The 20,228-nt window shown below is 62.4% G+C and carries 17 protein-coding genes; all 17 read right to left on the bottom strand.

The window, feature by feature from the left end; genetic code table 11:
• Positions 1 to 105: 105 nt before the first annotated feature.
• The 17 genes from lpxC to mraZ all read right to left on the bottom strand — a co-directional run bounded on the left by lpxC (position 106) and on the right by mraZ (position 20,172).
• Complete coding sequence (lpxC, locus tag WBQ96_RS06650; protein ID WP_336548562.1) at positions 106 to 1,056, bottom strand: UDP-3-O-acyl-N-acetylglucosamine deacetylase; 951 nt, start codon at positions 1,054 to 1,056, stop codon at positions 106 to 108.
• Between the two features lie 282 nt (positions 1,057 to 1,338).
• Positions 1,339 to 3,009, bottom strand: a complete 1,671-nt coding sequence (gene ftsZ, locus WBQ96_RS06645; RefSeq protein ID WP_336548560.1) for a cell division protein FtsZ — start codon at positions 3,007 to 3,009, stop codon at positions 1,339 to 1,341.
• 70 nt (positions 3,010 to 3,079) lie between these two features.
• On the bottom strand, positions 3,080 to 4,390 hold the full coding sequence (gene ftsA, locus WBQ96_RS06640; protein WP_165116096.1) for a cell division protein FtsA: 1,311 nt from the start codon (positions 4,388 to 4,390) through the stop codon (positions 3,080 to 3,082).
• Positions 4,387 to 5,328 carry a cell division protein FtsQ/DivIB gene (locus tag WBQ96_RS06635; RefSeq protein ID WP_336548557.1) on the bottom strand — a complete coding sequence of 314 codons (942 nt, stop codon included), beginning with the start codon at positions 5,326 to 5,328 and terminating at the stop codon, positions 4,387 to 4,389. The genes ftsA and WBQ96_RS06635 overlap by 4 nt, the downstream gene beginning before the upstream one ends.
• Positions 5,316 to 6,242, bottom strand: coding sequence for a D-alanine--D-alanine ligase (locus WBQ96_RS06630; RefSeq protein WP_336548555.1), 927 nt, complete (start codon positions 6,240 to 6,242; stop codon positions 5,316 to 5,318). Before WBQ96_RS06630 ends, WBQ96_RS06635 begins: the two co-directional genes overlap by 13 nt.
• A 259-nt stretch (positions 6,243 to 6,501) precedes the next feature.
• Complete coding sequence (murB, locus tag WBQ96_RS06625) at positions 6,502 to 7,467, bottom strand: UDP-N-acetylmuramate dehydrogenase (RefSeq protein ID WP_165116102.1); 966 nt, start codon at positions 7,465 to 7,467, stop codon at positions 6,502 to 6,504.
• Complete coding sequence (gene murC / locus WBQ96_RS06620) at positions 7,464 to 8,870, bottom strand: UDP-N-acetylmuramate--L-alanine ligase (protein ID WP_336548552.1); 1,407 nt, start codon at positions 8,868 to 8,870, stop codon at positions 7,464 to 7,466. Before murC ends, murB begins: the two co-directional genes overlap by 4 nt.
• Positions 8,867 to 9,994: an undecaprenyldiphospho-muramoylpentapeptide beta-N-acetylglucosaminyltransferase gene (gene murG / locus WBQ96_RS06615; protein ID WP_336548550.1), complete on the bottom strand. Its 1,128-nt coding sequence runs from the start codon at positions 9,992 to 9,994 to the stop codon at positions 8,867 to 8,869. The genes murC and murG overlap by 4 nt, the downstream gene beginning before the upstream one ends.
• Position 9,995: 1 nt before the next feature.
• Positions 9,996 to 11,150, bottom strand: coding sequence for a putative lipid II flippase FtsW (gene ftsW, locus WBQ96_RS06610; RefSeq protein ID WP_165116108.1), 1,155 nt, complete (start codon positions 11,148 to 11,150; stop codon positions 9,996 to 9,998).
• Entirely contained in the window at positions 11,150 to 12,550 is a 1,401-nt protein-coding gene (gene murD / locus WBQ96_RS06605) for a UDP-N-acetylmuramoyl-L-alanine--D-glutamate ligase (protein ID WP_336548547.1), read from the bottom strand. Before murD ends, ftsW begins: the two co-directional genes overlap by 1 nt.
• An 8-nt stretch (positions 12,551 to 12,558) precedes the next feature.
• Complete coding sequence (gene mraY / locus WBQ96_RS06600) at positions 12,559 to 13,641, bottom strand: phospho-N-acetylmuramoyl-pentapeptide-transferase (protein WP_165116112.1); 1,083 nt, start codon at positions 13,639 to 13,641, stop codon at positions 12,559 to 12,561.
• A gap of 24 nt (positions 13,642 to 13,665) precedes the next feature.
• Positions 13,666 to 15,099: a UDP-N-acetylmuramoylalanyl-D-glutamyl-2,6-diaminopimelate--D-alanyl-D-alanine ligase gene (locus WBQ96_RS06595; RefSeq protein ID WP_336548543.1), complete on the bottom strand. Its 1,434-nt coding sequence runs from the start codon at positions 15,097 to 15,099 to the stop codon at positions 13,666 to 13,668.
• On the bottom strand, positions 15,096 to 16,550 hold the full coding sequence (locus WBQ96_RS06590) for a UDP-N-acetylmuramoyl-L-alanyl-D-glutamate--2,6-diaminopimelate ligase (RefSeq protein WP_336548541.1): 1,455 nt from the start codon (positions 16,548 to 16,550) through the stop codon (positions 15,096 to 15,098). Before WBQ96_RS06590 ends, WBQ96_RS06595 begins: the two co-directional genes overlap by 4 nt.
• Before the next feature lie 53 nt (positions 16,551 to 16,603).
• Positions 16,604 to 18,322, bottom strand: coding sequence for a peptidoglycan D,D-transpeptidase FtsI family protein (locus WBQ96_RS06585; RefSeq protein ID WP_336548539.1), 1,719 nt, complete (start codon positions 18,320 to 18,322; stop codon positions 16,604 to 16,606).
• Complete coding sequence (ftsL, locus tag WBQ96_RS06580) at positions 18,319 to 18,693, bottom strand: cell division protein FtsL (protein WP_336548537.1); 375 nt, start codon at positions 18,691 to 18,693, stop codon at positions 18,319 to 18,321. The genes WBQ96_RS06585 and ftsL overlap by 4 nt, the downstream gene beginning before the upstream one ends.
• 7 nt (positions 18,694 to 18,700) lie before the next feature.
• Complete coding sequence (rsmH, locus tag WBQ96_RS06575) at positions 18,701 to 19,711, bottom strand: 16S rRNA (cytosine(1402)-N(4))-methyltransferase RsmH (protein WP_336548535.1); 1,011 nt, start codon at positions 19,709 to 19,711, stop codon at positions 18,701 to 18,703.
• A complete protein-coding gene (gene mraZ, locus WBQ96_RS06570; protein ID WP_336548533.1) occupies positions 19,708 to 20,172 on the bottom strand; it encodes a division/cell wall cluster transcriptional repressor MraZ in 465 nt (154 codons plus the stop codon). The genes rsmH and mraZ overlap by 4 nt, the downstream gene beginning before the upstream one ends.
• Between the last annotated feature and the right edge of the window lie 56 nt (positions 20,173 to 20,228).

The following is a 20,228-nucleotide window of genomic DNA, read 5'->3' as shown; positions in this document are numbered from 1 at the left end:
TTTTTGTGGCAGGCTCAGGCTTTCGCCATAATCAGCCTGTGGACGATGCGTTATCGTCACACAAGCCCTGCTTTTCAAGGCCCCAGGTCAGCCCCCGGGCGTGCCTCAAAGCACCCAGGGTGCGTAGACCGGCGCGTTGACGGCGATCATTTCGGCCGACCGCCCACGTTCGCGGCGAGTCGTCTCGACGATCTCGAAGGCCGAACGATCCGACAGCAGGCGGCGAAGGGCAGCGGCATTCATCCGGTGACCACCGCGATAGGAGCGGAAGCAGCCGATGAAGCGTGCGCCGGCAAGCGACAGGTCGCCCATCGCGTCCAGCGTCTTGTGTCGTACGAATTCGTTGGGATAGCGCAGGCCTTCGATGTTGATGATGCGGCTGTCGTCGCCGATCACCACGGAATTTTCCAGCGAAGAGCCGAGCGCATAGCCGGCAGCCCACAGGCGCTCGACATCCTTCATGAAACCGAAGGTGCGCGCGCGTGCGATCTCGGTGCGGAACATGTCCGGATTGACGTCTGCGGCGAAGGACTGGCGGCCGATGGCCGGGTTTTCGAAATCGATCTCGACCTCGAAGCGCGTTCCGGCATAGGGGCGGAATTCGGCCCAGGAGGCCCCCGCCTCGATGCGAACAGGCTTCAGGATGCGAACGTAGCGGCGCTTGGCAGAAAGCGTCTCGATGCCGGCCTGATCGATGGCTTCGACGAAACGGATGGCGCTGCCGTCGAGGATCGGCACTTCATTGCCGTCGATCTCGATGATGAGATTGTCGATGCCCAGACCGAACAGCGCGCCCATGACGTGCTCGACGGTGGCGACATGATAGCCGGCAGGATCGCCGAGCATGGTGCAGAGATCGGTGCTGCCGACTTCGGAAACGAGCGCGCGCAGGTCGCGCGTGGCTTCGCCCTCACCGACATGGTGGAACACTATACCGGTGTCCGCATCGGCAGGCAGGAAGTGCAGAGTGACTGGTTTACCGCTGTGGACGCCAACCCCGGAAAGCGTCGCGCGCGATTTCAATGTCGTCTGATAGTCGTGCAAGTGAATCCCCATGTGCCCGTTTAGCGCGTGTCTGTCACGCCAGTCCAGAGGGGCGTTGCTCTCGTGTCTGTCGGCATACGGGAACAGTTCCCCGCAGATTCGCGCACACCGATTCCAATCAAGCGGAAGATAGTGACGCGCAGGGAAGACTCCAAATCACGGTTTTTTACCCCGTGTTACGGCGAATTAAGAGACGCTTAACACACCAAGCATTTGTTTTCATTCAATTTAAAAAGTTAACGGGCAGGCGCTCACGCGCCTGCCCGTTAATATCTGTTACATTCCGTTAACGGTTCAGTTGGCTTGCCGGCGCAGGAATGCCGGAATCTCCAACTGATCGTCTTCCTGCACGGCCCGCTGCTGCGGAGCGAGACGGCCATGTTCATCGAGCTGGCCGCGGCGCGGCGCGTAGAGCGACGGGTCCTGGCTGGCCGCGCGGCGCAACTCCGGAGCCTGCTGGCGCAGCTTCGGTTCGCGCGGCTGTGCCGGTTGCAGGCGTGCAGGCTCTTCCTCGCGGCGGGTCAGGCCGTTGGTCAGGCGCTTCAGCAAGCTCATCGGACCGCTTTCGTGATGCTGCTCGGGAGCGCGGGCCTTGGCTTCCACTTCGGCTTTCACCAGCGGCGGAAAGTCTTCGACACGCGGCATCCGCGGCTGAGCGGCGGCCACCGGCTGCTGAGGCAGTTCACGCAGCTGCACAGGAGCTGCCATCGGCTGCTGCTGGACCGGCTGCGGCTGGGGAGCGGCAGGCGGCGGAGCCTGGAACAGCTTGCTCTGCGGGCGGAAATCGTCCTGAACGGCGACCGGGCGGGGTGCTGCCATTGCGGCTGCATTCGCTTCGGCCATGCGGATCGCATCGGCCACCGGATCGGCAGCACGCGGCGCTTCCTGGACGATCTGCTGCACAGGTGCGGCGGGACGCTGCTCGACAATTGCCGCCGGACGCGGAGCCGGCTTCATGGGCGGGCGGATGGCGATCGGGGCGGCTGCGATTTCGGCAGCCGTCTTGTCGATGCCGGTCGCCACGACCGAGACGCGGATGACGCCTTCGAGTTCCTCGTCGAAGGTAGCACCCAGGATGATGTTGGCATCCTGGTCAACCTCCTCGCGGATACGGGTCGCCGCTTCGTCGACTTCGAACAGGGTGAGGTCGCGACCGCCGGTGATGGAGATCAGCAGGCCTTTCGCCCCCTTCATCGAGGTTTCGTCGAGCAGCGGGTTGGCAATTGCAGCCTCGGCGGCGGCCATCGCACGGCCCTCGCCCGAAGCTTCGCCGGTGCCCATCATCGCCTTGCCCATCTCGCGCATCACCGAACGGACGTCGGCAAAGTCGAGATTGATAAGACCTTCCTTGACCATCAGGTCGGTGATGCAGGCAACACCCGAATAAAGCACCTGGTCGGCCATGGCGAAGGCATCGGCAAAGGTCGTCTTGTCATTGGCGAGCCGGAACAGGTTCTGGTTCGGAATGACGATCAGGGTATCGACGCATTTCTGCAGTTCCTCGATGCCCATGTCCGCTGTCTTCATGCGGCGCTGGCCTTCGAAGTGGAACGGCTTGGTGACGACGCCGACGGTGAGGATGCCCTTTTCGCGCGCTGCGCGGGCAACGACAGGAGCAGCACCCGTACCAGTGCCACCGCCCATGCCGGCGGTGACGAAGCACATATGGGTGTTCGTCAGATGATCGATGATCTCGTCGATGCACTCTTCGGCGGCGGCGCGACCGACCTCAGGCTGGGAACCCGCGCCGAGACCCTCGGTGACATGGGCGCCAAGCTGGATCAGGCGATCGGCCTTCGACATCGTAAGCGCCTGGGCATCGGTGTTGGCCACGACGAATTCGACGCCGCGAAGACCCGCGGTGATCATGTTGTTGACTGCGTTGCCGCCGCCACCGCCGACACCGAAAACGGTGATGCGCGGCTTCAGCTCGGTTATGTCCGGCTTTTGCAGATTGATCGTCATTGTCCTTGTCCTTTTCGCCTTTCCCGCCGCTTCGCCGCCGCGGCCGTTATGGGGCAATCCCCGTCAAACTCTAGAAACTGTCTCTCAACCACTGACTCATGCGATGCAGTTTTCCGCCCGTCCCGGTCATGCGTAGTCCAGAAATCCCACTCGTCTTATTGATCTCGAAGCCCGCCACCTGCGGGTAGATCAGAAGGCCCACCGCCGTTGCGAACGCCGGTCCTTTTGCCGCCTCCGGCAACCCGGCCACGCCGAGCGGCCGGCCGATTCGTACGTTGCGGCCCAGAATGCGGCGCGCAGCTTCCGGCAGGCCCGCAAGCTGGCTTGCGCCGCCCGTCAGCACGACTCGCTTGCCGGCGGCATTGCCGTAACCTGATTTGTTCAGACGGTCGCGCAGTATTTCCAGCGTCTCTTCGATGCGGGCGCGGATGATGCGCGTCATCACCGAACGCGGCACCTGAAGCGGCACTTCGGTGTCGTCGGCGCCGATCGGCTGAACGGTGACCAGATCGCGGTCGTCAGCGCTACCGGGCAGCGCCGAACCATGCATCACCTTCAGCCGCTCGGCATCGTCAAGCCGCGTCGAAAGGCCCTTCGCCATATCCATGGTGACATGGCTGCCACCGACCGGAATGGCGTCGGCGTAGACGAACTTGCCGTCGGCGAAGAGCGAAATGGTGGTCGTGCCGCCGCCCATGTCGATGCAGGCCGCACCCATTTCGAGCTCGTCATCGACCAGCGCTGCGAGCCCGCTCGCATAGGGCGTGGCGACCATGCGCTCGACCGAAAGGTGCGAGCGGTTGATGCAAAGCTCCAGATTGCGCAAGGGCGCGGAATCGCCAGTCAACACATGCATGTCGACGCCGAGCGTGTCGCCGACCATGCCGCGCGGATCGCGTACGCCGCGTTCGGCATCGAGCGAAAACGCGACCGGCAGCGAATGAACGACTTCGCGTTCGGCCTTCAGCGCCTGCTTGGCGCCGGCTGCGAGAACGCGCTTGATGTCGCCGGCCGAAGCCTCGTGACCGCCGAGATTGATCGTCGCCGAAAAGGTTTCGCTCTTCAGACGGCCGGCGGTGAGGTTGACGATGAGCGAGTCGACCGTCAGCCCGGCCATGCGCTCGGCAGCGTCGACCGCCAGCCGCACAGCATGCTCGGCACGATCCAGATCGACGACCACGCCGGACTTCACGCCCTGCGACTTCTGATGGCCGATGCCGATGACCTTGGCCTGGTGCGTGCGGCCGCGCAGCAACTGGCTCTCAGGCGCCGGCTTGAGCTTGGCGACCACGCAGCAAACCTTGCTGGAGCCGACATCGAGCACGGTGACGATGCCGGAGCGGTGGGCAGAGCCGTCTTTTGGACCGCCGAGCAAGCTCATATTCTTTTCTCCAGCTTGCTCTTGGGTGATTTCAGAAGCTCTTTGAGCGCAGCTTCGCGCCGCTCGACCGCCTCGGGCGTGAGCTGCACGACCAGCCGGTCGGAGAGGCGCATGTCGACGCCGGCTATGTCGCGGGACAGCAGGCCGGTGTCGCGATCCATCTTGACGAGATCGGCGAGTGCGGTGTCTTCGCCATATTCCGGCAGCTTGACCGTGATGCCGTTTTCAAGCCGCAGATCCCAGCGGCGTTCGGAAACCCGGACATACCCCTTCACCCGCGAAGCCAGTTCGGGGAACTGCTTGATCTTGGCGATGAAGCCGGAAGCGCGCTCGGCCGCGCCATAGCCGACGACCAGCGGCAACGCGACATGGCGGCCGCCCGAGAACGGCGCGATCACATTGCCGTTCTCCTCGACGATCGAAAGCTGGCTGCCATGCTGCCAGATGGCAAAGGCCCTGCGCTCCTCGATCTTCACTTCGAGCGTGTTGGGATAGATCTTGCGAACGGAAGCAACCTCGACCCAGGGCAGCTTGGCGATGCGTTCGCGTGCCTGGTCGGCATCGAAACCGATCAGCGACGTCCAGCCGTCAAGCTCCAGCTTGTCGAGGACGTCGATCTCCGAAGTCTCGCGGTGGCCGACAACCTTGATCTGATCGACGGCAAAGCCGCTGCGGGCGGTGATGCCCTGCACGAGAGCCGGCATATGGCCGCCGACATAGGCGCCGTAGAGACCGCTCGCGGAGAGAAAGATCGCCGAGGCGATGGTCGCGGAAAACGGCGGCGGCGTGAAGTCGCCTTTGCCCAGCCGTGCAAGCATCCGCACTGGACGGCGCAGCAAGCGCGGCAGCACGAAGCCGTCGACGGAAAAGGACATGCCAAACAGGCCCGGCCTTGCCGAACCCATCCTTCTCACCTGCCCCGACCTCAACGCGAACACGAAGCGTCCTCCACCATCCAACTCAACAACTCGCCGAACGAATGCCCGGCCTGGGCAGCAATTTCCGGCACCAGCGACGTCGGCGTCATACCCGGCTGGGTATTCACTTCGAGCCAGATAAGCTCGCCATTTTCGGAATGGCGATCGTCATAGCGGAAGTCTGACCGGGAGACGCCCCGGCACCCGATTGCTTGGTGAGCCTTGAGTGCCAGTGTCTGTATTTTTTGGTAAATATTTAGTGAAATTTTAGCAGGCACCTCGTGTTTTGACCCGCCAGCAACGTATTTTGAATCATAATCGTAGAAGGAATGGCCCGTCGGGATGATCTCGCAGACCCCAAGAGCCACATCACCCATCACAGCGCAGGTCAGCTCGCGCCCATGCACATAGCGCTCGACCATGACCGTGCCGCCGAATTTCCACTCCGGAGAGCTGATGATCTGCGGCGGATGCGACTGATCCTCCTTCACGATCACGACGCCGAAGCTCGATCCTTCGCTGACCGGCTTGACCACATAGGGCGGCTTCATCGGGTGCTTGTTGCCGATCGAAAATCGATCGATCGTCTTCGATTCCGCGACAGGAATGCCGGCAGCCTTAGCCACCAGCTTGGCCTGTTCCTTGTTCATGGCAAGCGCGGAAGCAAGCACGCCGGAATGCGTGTAGGGAATGGCGAGATATTCCAGAATGCCCTGGATCGTGCCGTCTTCACCGAACGGGCCATGCAGCGCATTGAAGACGACATCCGGCTTGAGCTCGGCAAGGACGGAGCCGACATCGCGACCTACATCGACCCGCGTGACGCGATAGCCGACAGCCTCAAGTTCATCCGCACATGAATTTCCGGAAGACAAGGAAACGGGCCGTTCGGACGAGAACCCTCCCAACAATACGGCCACGTGTTTAGGCGTCATAGTTTCTGCAATCCCCTCACCGAACCCGACTTCGGCTTAAGCCTTTTCCGAATTGAATCCGCCCACTCCGGCAGGTTACCCCCCAGACGGAAACGCGCCGAACGCGCGGGAACGACTCAAATCAGGAAACGCTTTTGTCCAAAGAATCAGAGAGTTGACTCTGTGGCAAGCCCCAAGGATTCGAGTTGATTCAATTTATGTAAATTTAGGTCGATTGTGATCACGCTGCACGTTTTTGGAGCAGGCAAATCACGCCTTGCTAAAGTAGCTGCCCCAGGAATTCCTGCACCTCGTGATCGGGCTTGAAATTGCCGATGCGCTTGATCTCCCAGTGCAGGCGAATGCCGGAGTTCTCAAGCACGCGCGCCCGAACCGTCTCGCCGAGATATTCGAGATCGTAACCGGTGGCATGGCCGGTGTTGATCATGAAGTTGCAATGCATCGGCGACATCTGCGCACCGCCGATCATCAAGCCACGGCAGCCGGCCTTGTCGATCTCCTTCCAGGCCGATGTGCCTTCCGGATTCTTGAAGGTCGATCCACCGGTCTTCTCGCGGATCGGCTGGACGGTCTCGCGATGATGCTGGACGGCATCCATCGCAGCGCGGATAGTTTCGCGATCCTCCTTGTAGCCCTCGAAAAGCGCCGAGGTGAAAATCAGGCCCGCGGCTGCCGAGGAGTGCCGGTAGGCGTAGCCCATCTCCTCGTTCGACAGCGTGTGAAGATTGCCTTGCCGGTCGAGCGCGCGAACCTCGACGACACGCTCACGTGTCTCGACGCCGTTGGCGCCGGCATTCATGCGCAACGCCCCACCGATCGCCCCGGGGATGCCGTGGTAGAAATGGAAGCCGCCAATGCCGGCCTCCAGCGCCACGGCCGCCACGCGCTTGTCAGGCGTGGACGCGCCCGCTTTTATGCGTGTTTCAGAAATGACCTCGGCCTCGCCGAACCCCTTTGCCGAAAGCCGCACGACAAAACCCGTTATGCCGCCTTCTCGCACAAGAAGGTTCGAGCCGATGCCGACGATCGTCAGCGGGATATCTTCAGGCACCGCCTTCAGGAAAGCCGCGAGATCGTCTTCGTCGGCGGGCTGGAACAGGGCGTCCGCAGGTCCACCGGCGCGGAACCAGGTGATCTTGTCCATTTCAGCGTCAGGCGTGATGCGGCCGCGCAAACCGGCAAGCCGGTCGCCAAGCCTGGCAAGAAGCGCTGCGCCTTTCGTCATGCCGTATCCCCGCCGAGTTCCTTCGGCAACGCATAAGCCCATTGCGTGATATTGCCGGCACCCAGAAAGATGACAAAATCACCCGGCTTTGCAAGTTCGCGCACGATGGGAGCGATGGCTGCAGGACCTTCGATGTGGCGTGCGTCGCGGTGGCCGCCGGCGCGAATGCGCGAAACCAGCGTTTCCGAATTGGCGCCTTCGATGGGGTCTTCGCCCGCAGCATAGACCGGGGCGACCATCACCGTGTCGGCATCGTTAAAGCAGGCGGAGAAATCGTCGAACAGGTCGTGCAGGCGTGTAAAGCGATGCGGCTGAGCGATCGCAATCACTCGGCCGCTCGTTGCGTCCCGCGCTGCCCTCAGCACTGCCTTGATCTCGACCGGATGGTGGCCGTAATCGTCGAATATCTGCACGCCGTTCCAGCTTCCCGTCGGCGTGAAGCGGCGCTTGACGCCGCCGAAGGACGACAGGCCCTTCTTGATGTCTTCAGGCGTCAGGCCGAGCTCGTGGGCAACGGCGATGGCTGCGGTGGCATTGGAAACATTGTGCCGGCCTGGCATCGGCAGGCGCAGGTCGGAGATGATTGTTTGTTCGGCGGTCTTGCGGTCGCGGATGACCACGTCGAACAGGGAGGCCGCACCGTCCATGCGATGGCGCGTGAAGCGGACATCGGCCTGCGTGTTCTCGCCATAGGTGATGACACGGCGATCCTCGATGCGCGACACCAGCGCCTGTACCTCGGGATGGTCGGTGCACATCACCCCGAAGCCATAGAACGGGACGTTCTCAACGAACTGCCGGAACGCCTCGCGCACCTTGTCGAAGGAGCCGTAGTGGTCGAGATGCTCCGGATCGATATTGGTGACCACGGCAATGTCGGCCGGCAGCTTCAGGAAGGTGCCGTCGCTTTCGTCGGCCTCCACCACCATCCATTCGCCCTCGCCCATGCGGGCATTGGTGCCATAGGCGTTGATGATGCCGCCATTGATGACCGTCGGATCGAGCCCGCCTGCGTCGAGCAGCGTGGCGACCATCGAGGTCGTCGTCGTCTTGCCGTGCGTGCCGCCGATGGCGACCGATTGCCGGAAGCGCATCAGTTCGGCCAGCATCTCGGCGCGGCGAACGATCGGCAGCAGCTTTTCGCGCGCCGCGACCAGTTCCGGATTGGTTTTCTTGATCGCCGTCGAAACGACGACCACTTCGGCATCGCCAAGGTTTTCTGCCTTGTGGCCGACAAAACACTCGATGCCCTTGTCGCGCAGCCGTTGTACGTTGGCGCTCTCGGACTGGTCCGAGCCCTGCACCTTGTAGCCGAGATTGTGCAGCACCTCGGCAATACCGCTCATGCCGATGCCGCCAATGCCGATGAAATGCACAAGGCCGATCGTCTGCCGCATCTTCATGGCCGCATCCCTTCTTTTATGTCTTCAATCGGTTTCCTCGCCGCAATAGCCTCTGTGAGGTCGGCAAGCAACCGCACCGCGTCGGGTTTGCCGGCTGACTTCGCAGCCGTGGCCATCGCCACCAGGCGGTCAGGCTCCGTCATCAGCCCGGCGATCAGACCGGAGAGGACTTCGGTCGTCAGCGTCGCCTGCTGGTGCACCTCCGCCCCGCCCAAGGCAGAGAGCGTCGCGGCATTCGCAGCCTGATCGTGGTCGAGCGCATAGGGAAACGGCACCAGCAAGGACGGGCGGCCGATGACAGCGATCTCGGAAACCGTCGAAGCGCCGGAACGGGCAATCACCAGATGCGACGACGCCATTCGCGCCGCCATGTCGGTGAAGAACGGCAGCACATTCGCTTCGATGCCGAGCTCGGCATAAGCAGCGGTAACGCGAGCGACATCCTCGGCACGGGCCTGTTGCGTGATGACCAGCCGCTTGCGCAAAGCCTCGGGAAGAGCCGCGATCGCCGGTGGAACCGCATCGGAAAAGAACAGCGCGCCCTGGCTGCCGCCGAAAACCAGCAGGCGGAAAGGCTCGCCCTCAAGCGGAGTCGCATAAGCGGTGCGCGCAGCTTCCAGCACGGCCGGGCGGACGGGATTGCCGGTAATGACGGTCTTGTCGCCGAAACTGCTGGCAGCCTCATCCAGGAAGCCGCCGGCTATTGCCGTCGCATTTGCCGCCAGCGCGCGATTGGCGCGCCCCATCACCGCGTTCTGCTCGTGGATTATCGTCCTCACGCGACGGCGCGTCGCGGCATAGACCGGCGGCAAGGTCGGATAGCCGCCGAAGCCTATAACCACTTCCGGTTTCAGCCTTCGGATCAGTGCCGATGATTGCCTGAAGCCACGCCAGATCGTCCAGAAAGACGCCAGCACCTTGAACGGGTTGCGCGAACCGATCGTTGCCGACGCAATGGGATGAACAGCCTTGGCCGGAAAATTGCCGGCATAGCGTCCCGCGCGGTCGTCGGTGGCAAGATGCACATCCCAGCCCCGCGCCTTCAGTTCATGCGACAAGGCCTCAGCCGGAAAGAGATGGCCGCCGGTACCACCGGCGGCAAGAAGTATTGTCCCCCTCGCCATGTCATTCCGCCGGCATGGCGTGCTGGGAAAGCCCGGAGAAGCCGACCTGCTTGCGCTTTTCCGGTCGTTTTCGCGTCAGGGCCAGCACCATGCCCATGGAGATGGCAATCGCGATCAGCGAGGAACCGCCATAGGAGATGAAGGGCAAGGTCATGCCCTTGGCCGGCATGAGCTGCAGGTTGACGCCCATATTGATGACCGACTGGAAACCGAATACCACGACCAGGCCGGCAACGGCATAGCGGGTGAAATCGTCCTGCTCCTTCAGCGCCGTGTTCAGCCCGCGCAGCACGATGAAGGCGAACAGGAACATGATGGCGAAGCAGAGCACGATGCCGAATTCTTCACCGGCAACCGCAAAGACGAAGTCGGCGTGGCTGTCCGGGATGATCCGCTTGACGGTGCCCTCGCCCGGCCCGACGCCGAACCAGCCGCCATTGATGACAGCCTCGCGGCCCATGTCGACCTGAAACGTATCGCCCTCGCCGGTCACGAAGCGGTCGATACGGCCGGCGACGTGCGGGAAGATCGTATAGGCTGCGACCGCCCCGCCGGCACCGAGTGCGCCGAGCACGACGATCCACAGCCATGGCATGCCGGCCATGAAGAACATGACGCCCCAGGTGCCGAGCGCCAGCATGGTCTGACCAAGGTCCGGCTGCGCCACCAAAAGGGTCACGACGACGCCGAGCAGGATCATGGCGAAGAGATTGCCCGGAATGTCAGGCTGGCGCGCGTGCTCGGCGAAAAGCCAGGCACAGACGATGACGAAGGCCGGTTTCAGGAACTCCGAAGGCTGGATCGAGACGCCGGCAAAAGACACCCAGCGCCGCGCGCCCTTAACCTCAACGCCGATGTAGAGAACCGCCACCATCAGCACCAGCGAGATGCACAGCATGATCAGCGCCATGCGCCGCACCTCGCGCGCTTCCAGGAAAGACACCGCGAGCATCACCGCCAGTGCCGGCAGCGTGAAGAAAATCTGCCTTGTGGCGAAGTGAAAACTGCCGAGCCCGATGCGCTCGGCCACCGCCGGGCTAGCCGCAAACGACAGGATGATGCCCAGCCCCATCAAGGACAGGAAGGCAGCGAGAAACCAGCGATCGATCGTTCGCCACCAGATTGCGACCGGGCTTTTGTCCAGACGGCTTGCCATCAGCGTGTCCCTCCAATGGGCTTTATTCTCTCAAGCGCGCCGACGGCCTCCTTGAAGGCTGCGCCGCGTATTTCGAAATTCTTGAACTGGTCGAAGCTCGCACAGGCCGGCGACAACAGGACGACCGCCTCGCTGGCATCGTCGAGTGCTGCATCGCGTGCAGCATGCTCCACCGCCGAAGCAAGCGTCCCGGCAATCTCATAAGGCACCGCCTCGCCCAGCGTCGCGGAAAAGGCGGGGGCCGCCTCGCCGATCAGATAGGCCTTGGCGATGCGCGGAAAGAAGCTGCGCAGCGGCTCGATGCCGCCTTCCTTCTGCAGGCCGCCGGCAATCCAGTAGATGCGTGAAAAGCTCGACAGCGCAGGCGCTGCCGCATCGGCATTGGTCGCCTTGGAATCGTTGATGAACAGAACATGGTCGCGGCGAGCCACCTGCTCCATGCGATGGGCAAGGCCCGGAAAGCTTTCAAGGCCGGATTGTATCTCGCCAAGATCGAGGCCGATCTTCATGCAGGCGACGACCGCCGCCAGCGCGTTCTGCGCATTGTGCTGCCCACGCAGCGAGCCGATGCCTTCAAGGAAACCAATGCGGCTGAAACGACCGTGTTTGGCTTCCATCAGATTGGTGCCATCGGCGAAATAGCCGTCGGTCAGCGGCAAGCGCTTGGAGATGCGCACGACGTCCTTGCCGGCCTTTTCGAGGCGGTCGGCGATCTGGGCGCAATATATGTCATCGACGCCGATTATGGCGGTCTCGCTACCGGCGACCAGCCGCTCCTTGATCGAAGCATAATGCTGCATCGTGCCGTGACGATCGAGATGATCGGGCGTCAGATTGAGCAGGATGCCCGCAGTCGGGTTGATCGAAGGCGCCAGATCGATCTGATAGGACGAGCACTCGACCACGTAGTTGCGGTCGCTCTTCGGCGGGTCGAGCGTCATGACGGCGCGGCCGATATTGCCGCCCATCTGCGTATCGCGGCCGGACGCCTGGATGATATGGGCGGTCAGTGCCGTAGTCGTCGATTTCCCATTGGTGCCGGTGATCGCGATGAAGGGCGAATCGGGCGCGCGCGCCATGCGCTCGCGTGCGAACAGTTCGATGTCGCCTATCACCTCGACGCCGGCGCCACGCGCCAGTTCCACGGTCCAGTGCGGTTTCGGATGCGTCAGCGGAACGCCGGGTGACAGGACGAAGGAGGAAAAGCCGGCCCACCCGGCCTGACGCAGGTCGCCGGTGTTGATTCCGCTGGCGGCAGCGTTGGCGACACTTTCGGGGTTGTCGTCCCAGGCAAGCACATCCGCTCCACCTTCGATAAGCGCGCGCGCCGTCGCGATCCCCGAGCCGCCAAGCCCGAAGAGCGCTACACGCTTGCCGCCGAACGAGCGCGCTGGAATCATGAAACCCTCTACCGCAACTTTAGGGTCGACAGGCCGACCAGTGCAAGAATGACGGCGATGATCCAGAAACGGATCACGACCTGGCTTTCCGTCCAGCCAAGCTTCTCGAAATGATGGTGGATCGGCGCCATCAGGAACACGCGCTTTCCGGTCATCTTGAAGAAGCCGACCTGGATGATCACCGACAGCGCCTCCATGACGAACAGGCCGCCGATGATGGCCAGCACGATCTCGTGCTTGGTCGCCACCGCAATCGTGCCGATGAGCCCGCCCATTGCCAGTGAGCCGGTGTCGCCCATGAAAATTGCGGCCGGCGGTGCGTTGAACCAGAGGAAGCCGAGACCCGCGCCAATGACTGCGCCGAGGATCACCGCGAGTTCGCCGGTACCGGGCACGAAATGGATCTGCAGGTATTCGGCGAATACCGCGTTACCGGAGAGATAGGCGATGACGCCGAAGGAAGCCGCCGCAATCATGATCGGCACGATGGCCAGCCCGTCCAGCCCGTCAGTGAGATTGACCGCGTTACCCGCCCCCACAATCACGATGCAGGCGAAAGGAATGAAGAACCAGCCGAGATTGATCAGCAAATCCTTGATGAAGGGGAATGTCAGCGAGGACGAGAATGGCTCCTGCCCCGCATGCATGATCGCCCAGCCGGCGATTGCCGCGATGACGAATTCGATTGCCAGCCGCGCCTTGCCGGAAAAGCCTAGATGCGATTGCTTCGTCACCTTCAGATAGTCGTCGTAGAAGCCGATCGCGCCGAAGCCCAGCGTCACCAGAAGCACGATCCAGACATAGGCGCTGGTGATGTTGGCCCATAGCAGCGACGAACCGACGATGCCCGAGATGATCATCAGGCCGCCCATGGTCGGCGTGCCGGCCTTCTTGAAATGGGTCTGCGGCCCGTCGGCGCGGATCGGCTGGCCCTTGCCCTGCCTGACCCTCAGAGAATTGATGATCATCGGCCCGAAGATGAAGACGATCAGCGCCGAGGTGATCAGCGCGCCGCCGGTACGGAACGTGATATAGCGAAAGACGTTGAAGGCCGAAAAATGGTCCGCAAAATCAACCAGTAAAGTAAGCATCTAAGGCCTTTCCCCGGACCGCGATCAGCTGTTTGCAGTGCTTCCGGCCTGCGCCGGGAACTTTTCGAGAAGCGCATCGACCAGTTTCGAAAACCCGATGCCCTTCGATGACTTGATCATGATGACGTCGCCCGGACGGATCGCCTTGATCAGGACCGGCTTGAGGTCCTGCGCGCTTGCCCGGTACTCCGTGTGAAAATCGCTCGGCAGGACTTCCGCCAGCGCCTTGATCTCCGGCCCGGCGAGAAAGACGCGATTGGTCTTGCCTTCGGTGACAAGTTCGGCCAACGCCGCGTGCAGCTTCGCCGAATGCTGACCAAGCTCCAGCATATCGCCCAGAACCGCGACGCGCCGTCCCTCTCCCGAAACCGGCGTCGCCTCCAGCAGAGCCATCGCCGCCTTCATGGATGCCGGATTGGCGTTGTAGCTCTCGTCTATCAGCGTGAACGGCCCCTCGCGATGACGCAGCACATGGCGTTGTCCGCGGCCGCGCTCCGGAACCAGATCTTCGAGCGCCAGCGCTACCTTGGTAACATCGGCGCCCGCCAGCTGTGCCGCGCCGAGAACCGCTAGAATGTTCTGAACGATGTGACGGCCCGGCGCGCCGATCTTGGCAGCGACCTCCTGGCCTAGCACCTTCGCCGTCATGATCGAATGGTCGGCATGGAGGACGAAATTGGTGAGTTTTACCTGTGCTCGCGCATGCTCGCCGAAACCGACGACATTTTCGACGCCGGCTGCATGCGCCAGCTTTTCAAGCAGCTTGAAGCGGGCATCGTCGCGGTTGATGAGTGCGGTGCCATGCGGCTCGATGCCTTCGAAAATCTCCGCCTTGGCCTTGGCGATATCGTCGAGGCTCTTGAAATGACCGAGATGCGCCGCAGCGATGGCGGTGACGATCGCGATATGCGGCCGCACCATCTTCACCAGCGGGCGAATTTCGTTTTCATGGTTCATGCCGATTTCGAAGATGGCGTAATCGCAATCTTCCGGCATACGGGCGAGCGTCAGCGGCACGCCCCAATGATTGTTGAAGGACGCGGCGGAGGCATGCACCGTGCCCACCGCCGAAAGCGCGTGGCGAAGAGCTTCCTTCGTGCTCGTCTTGCCGACCGAACCGGTGACGGCAATGATCTTTGCCTTTGCCCGGGCGCGCGCTGCGATACCGGCCTTTTCGAGCGCAACCAGCACGTCCTGCACGACGATCATCGGAGCGGTCAGACGGCCGAGTGCCGGCAGCTTGCCTTCCGCAACAATCAGCAGGCCGGCACCGGCCTTGACGGCAGCAGTTGCGAAATCATGACCGTCCATGGCCTCGCCCTTGATGGCAAAGAACGCCTCTCCCGGCTGCAGGCTGCGGCTGTCGATGGAAATGCCGGTTATGCCGTCAGGCATATGCCCGAGCGGGCGACCGTCCATTGCCGCGATCAGCGCATCGGAGGTCCAGAGCAAGCTCATACCGCATGCTCCCGAAGAGCCTGCCGCACTTCTTCATGATCCGAGAACGGGAAGGTTTCAGAACCGATGGTCTGGCCTTCCTCATGGCCTTTTCCGGCGACGATCAACGTATCGCCGGCATGAAGCATCGATATCGCCTCGCGAATGGCGGCGCGGCGGTCTCCGATTTCGATGGCCTTGGGAGCTGCTGCAAGAATCGCGGCGCGGATCGTCTCGGGCACTTCCGAACGTGGATTGTCGTCGGTGACGATGGTGACATCGGCGAGACGTGTCGCGATCTCGCCCATGATCGGACGCTTGCCGCGATCGCGGTCGCCACCGCAACCAAACACCACGACGACACGGCCGGTGGTGAAGGGTCGCACCGACGCCAGCACGTTTTCCAGCGCGTCGGGCTTATGCGCGTAATCGACATAGATCGGCGCGCCTTCGACGGTGGTGCCGACGAGGTCCAGCCTGCCCGGAGCGCCTTTCAGCTTTTCGAGCGCACCGAGCGCAGTTGCGGCGTCAGTGCCGGTAGCAATGGCGAGACCGGCAGCGACCAGCGCGTTGTATATCTGGAAATCGCCGGCCAGCGGCAGGTCGATTTCGTGAATAATGCCGCCGGCTTCGATCTCCGCACGCTGGCGATAGCGCTCATGCTCGACCCGCTTCAGCTTCAAGAAGTCGCCATGGCGGCCGACGGTCAGCACTTCGAGCCCTGCCGCCCCGGCGGCATCGATGGTCGGCTGCGACCACGGATCGTCGGCAAAGACCACCGCCGGCGCGCCTTTCGGCAGCAACGTGTCGAACAGGCGAAGCTTTGCCTGATGATATTCCTCGACCGTCGGATGGTAATCCATATGGTCGCGGCCGAGATTGGTGAAGCCGCCGGCGGCAAGCTTGACGCCATCAAGCCGGCGCTGGTCCAGGCCATGGCTGGAAGCTTCCATCGAGGCATGGGTCACGCCGGCCTTGGCCAATTCCGACAGTAGGCGATGCAGTTCGACCGGATCGGGCGTCGTCAGCGAGCCATATTCGTTGCGGCCAGGAGCGACGACGCCGGTGGTGCCGATGCTGGCGGCGGCGAACCCCGCCCGCTCCCAGATCTGCCGGGTGAATGCCGCCACGGAAGTCTTGCCGCTGGTGCCGGTAACCGCGACCATGGTTTCCGGCTGGCCGCTGAACAGACGCGCTGCAAGCAGCGCCAGCGCGCGCCGAGGATCGTCAACCAAGAGCACCGGGATCGACGGCGAACCCAACTGCGCGCCCTTGGCGGCGACAATCACTGCCGCGCCGCGTTTTTCGGCATCCGCCGCATAAACCGCGCCGTCGGCCTTGGTACCGGCTACCGCCACGAAGATGTCGCCAGGTTTTATGGTGCGGGAGTCCGAAGAAACGCCGCCCGTCTCCAGATCGCCTGGAAATGTCCCTTCGACAGGCAGGATACCGGCGAGATCTTTCAGCTTCATCGAAGTCCGTTCGTCATAAACAAATGGCGCGCTTTGCCGGCGCGCCTCGAGAATCATTGGTACGAAACCAGCTTAGCTTCAGTTTCATGGCCGAAATCTGGCTGTACGCCAAGAAAGGAAGCAGAACGCCTGATGATATTCGACACGATAGGTGCCGCATTGAAGCCTGCCGTCGCGCCTGCGCCAGGCTTTTCGGGCTTCGGTTCATCGATAATGCTGAGCACGATGTATTGCGGGTCTTCCATCGGAAAGGCCGCGACGAAAGCGTTGAACCGGACAGTCGAAGAGTAACGGCCGTTCACGACCTTTTCGGCGGTGCCGGTCTTGCCGCCGACGCGATAGCCGGGGACTGCAGCGCGCTTGCCGGAGCCGCCGGGCGCGGTCGCGTTCAAACGGTAGAGATAGCGCATATCCTCGCCGGTCTTCTCCTTTATCACCCGCGTGGCCACGGCGTCGGCCTGCGCCTGCGTGCGTGGCAGGAATGTCGGCTCGAACAGCAGGCCGCCATTCATTAGTGCAGCGGCGCCGACAGCCGTCTGCAACGGGGTCGTCGACATGCCGTGGCCGAAGGCGATGGTGATCGAATGCACCTTCTTCCAGACTTTCGGCTCGGACGGGCGCGCCACTTCCGGAAGTTCGGTTTTCATGCGGTCGAGAAGGCCGATGCGCTTCAGGAACTCACGGTGTCCCTCGATGCCGACCACGTCAGCCTCGCGGGCCGAGCCGATGTTCGACGAATAGATGAACACTTCCGGCACGGTCAGAATGCGGCCCTTGCCATGAAAATCGCGGATCGTCTGGCGGCCGATGGTGATCGGCCGGCGCGCGTCGAAGGTGCTGTTGAGCGTCACCTTGCCCGAATCCAGCGCCATCGCGGTAGTGAAGCTCTTGATGGTCGAGCCCATCTCATAGGTGCCTGCCGACATGCGGTTCAGGTGATCCTTGTCGAGCGCGTTGTAGGGATTGTTCGGGTCGAAGTCCGGCACGGAAGCCATGGCCAGAACTTCGCCGGTCTTGGCGTTGAGCACGACCGCACCCGCCGCTATGGCGTGAAATTTTTCCATCGCGCGGGAGACCTCGTCGCGCACGATATGCTGCACACGAAGATCGATCGAAAGCCGCACCGGCTTCAGGTCTTTCGCGGTCGCCAGGCCCGAGGCCTGCAAATCCGCAAGCCCCTGATCATCAATGTATTTCTCCATTCCGGCGATGCCCTGATTGTCGATATTGGTCAGGCCAAGAATGTGCGAAGCCGTCGGGCCGCCCGGATAGAAACGCCGCTTTTCCGTGCGGAAGCCGATGCCCGGCAGGCCGAGCTGCATGATGTCGTTCTGCTGCTTGGGCGAAAGCTGGCGCTTCAGCCAGACGAAGCCGGTGCCGCTTTTCAGCTTGTTGTAGGTCTGCTCGACCTCGATGTCTGGCAAAACGGTCTGGAGCTTCTCGATCACCTCGTCGGCATCGACGATGCGGCGCGGTTCGGCAAACAGTGAAGCAGTTTTGATGTCCGTGGCCAGCACTTCGCCGTTGCGGTCGACAATGTCCGGACGCGACGCGGTGACGCGCGAGACGGGGCCACCCGAAGCTTCCGGATCCTGGAAGCCAAGATAGACCAGCCGCCCGGCGATGGTTGCATATATGCCCAGGAACACCGCCATGGTCATGACCACGCGATTTTTCGAGCGTCCGCCTGTCGCCTTGCGCGCGCCGTCGACGACGATCGACGCTGTCGAGGATTCAGCCTTCGAGATGCGCTTGCGCCAAAACTTCATCATTGAGTCACCGCCCCCGTCACGGTCTTGTCGGTTCCGCTGTCGGCCATGCCGCCGAGCCGCTGCGTCGAGAAATCCGGTATGTCGACGGGACGCGCCGGCAGATCGTCCAGGCTGACGATCTGACGACCTTCCACCGGCTGAAGCTGAAGCTGGGACTGGTACAATTCCGACAGCTTCTGCAGGCGGGCGGGCTGGGTCAGCAGGCTCCAGTCGGCTTTCAGCAGGTCGATGGAGTCTTCCTCGAAGCGTATCTGCTGCTCGATCTTGCGCGCGGCGTCGAGCTGGCTTTCCGCATCATGCTTGGTCTTGTAGGTGAAGGCTGCCGCCGAAACCATGACCGCGATGAGAACGATGTCGCTTGTGCGGAACATTTGCTTCTTACCTTTCGGACCGGATTTCTGGGAGTTTGGGCAGGCCGAAGATCGAAAGATCGTCGGAACGCGCCGGCGCTTCCGTGCGGATCGCGGCGCGCAGCTTTGCAGAACGTGCGCGCGGATTTGCTTCGGTCTCGGCCTCGGATGGACCTACGGCGCCACCCGATTTTTCAAACGTTGCGACCTTGACCTGCGTTTCAGGCATGTAACGCGAGCCGGCAGCGCTGCCGGAACGATTGACGATGAAGCGCTTGACGATGCGATCCTCGAGCGAGTGAAAGGTCACGACGACAAGCCTTCCGCCCGGCTTCAATGCCCGCTCGGCGGCAAACAACGCCCGCGCCAACTCGCCTAGCTCGTCATTGACGTAAATGCGCAGCGCTTGAAAAACGCGCGTAGCCGGATGGATCTTGTCCTTCGGATTGCGCCCGACATGATCGGCGATCGCCTCGGCCAGATCGCGCGTGCGTTCAAAGAAGCGCACTGTGCGGCGCTTCTCGATCATGCGCGCGATGCGGCCGGCGTGACGCTCCTCGCCAAGAAATCCGAAGATGCGGGCGAGATCGCCCGACTTGAAGCGATTGACGACATCCGCAGCGCTGAGGCCTGCCTGCGCCATGCGCATATCGAGCGGGCCGTCGAAGCGGAAGGAAAAGCCGCGCTCCGCCTGGTCCAGTTGCATCGAGGAAACGCCGATATCGAGCACGACGCCGTCGACATCGTGCGCATAATCGTCGAGCTGCGAAAACGGCCCATGTACCAGCTGCAGACGGCCGCCCGATTGCGCTTCCAGCTCCCGCCCGGCGGCAATCGCATCGGGATCGCGATCCACCGCGACGACATTCGCACCCTGCGCCAGAATTGCCTTTGTATAGCCGCCGGCGCCGAAAGTGCCATCGACGACCCTGTCGCCGGCCTTCAGAGCCAGTGCCGCGATGACTTCATCGAGCAGAACCGGAATGTGGGGAGCCGATCCGCCAACGGCATGATCATCATCTCCATCGCTCGTCATCATTCCGCTTCCTCCACCGGCTTTGCACCCGCCCCCTGCCGAAGCCTCAAGAGCCGCGCCCGCACTTCCGCGCCATAGGCGCGCAGGCGTTCCGGTTCCCACATCTGGAAGAAATTGCCACGACCCACGAACACCACCTCCGAGGAGATGCCGGTGTGCTCGCGCATGAAATCCGAGACCGTTATGCGGCCGTCCTGATCCAGTTTCAGGAACATCCCGTCGCCATGACAGAAGAAGGACATGTCGTCCGCAGTTTGAAGGAATGGGTCTTCCTGCGCGATGCGCTGCTCGTAGCGATCCAGAAGATCGAGCCCGCCGACATCCAGCGCCGGAATATCCAGTGCACGCAGGGCATAGAGTTCCGAGTAACCGCGTTTCTGCACGACCGAACGGAAATGCGCAGGAACCGAGACCCGGCCCTTGGCATCGATCCTGTTCACCGCATTGGACAGAAACCGGTCCATCAATTGATACAGCCGCCCCCGTCGCGTCGCTTGCCATCTTGTCCCCCGCGCTGTCG

The organism is Mesorhizobium sp. CCNWLY176 (assembly GCF_037153935.1).
GTDB classification, from domain to species: domain Bacteria; phylum Pseudomonadota; class Alphaproteobacteria; order Rhizobiales; family Rhizobiaceae; genus Mesorhizobium_M; species Mesorhizobium_M zhangyense.
The sequence above is the reverse complement of the archived record's forward strand: the minus strand, read 5'-3'. Positions and strand labels throughout refer to the sequence as shown.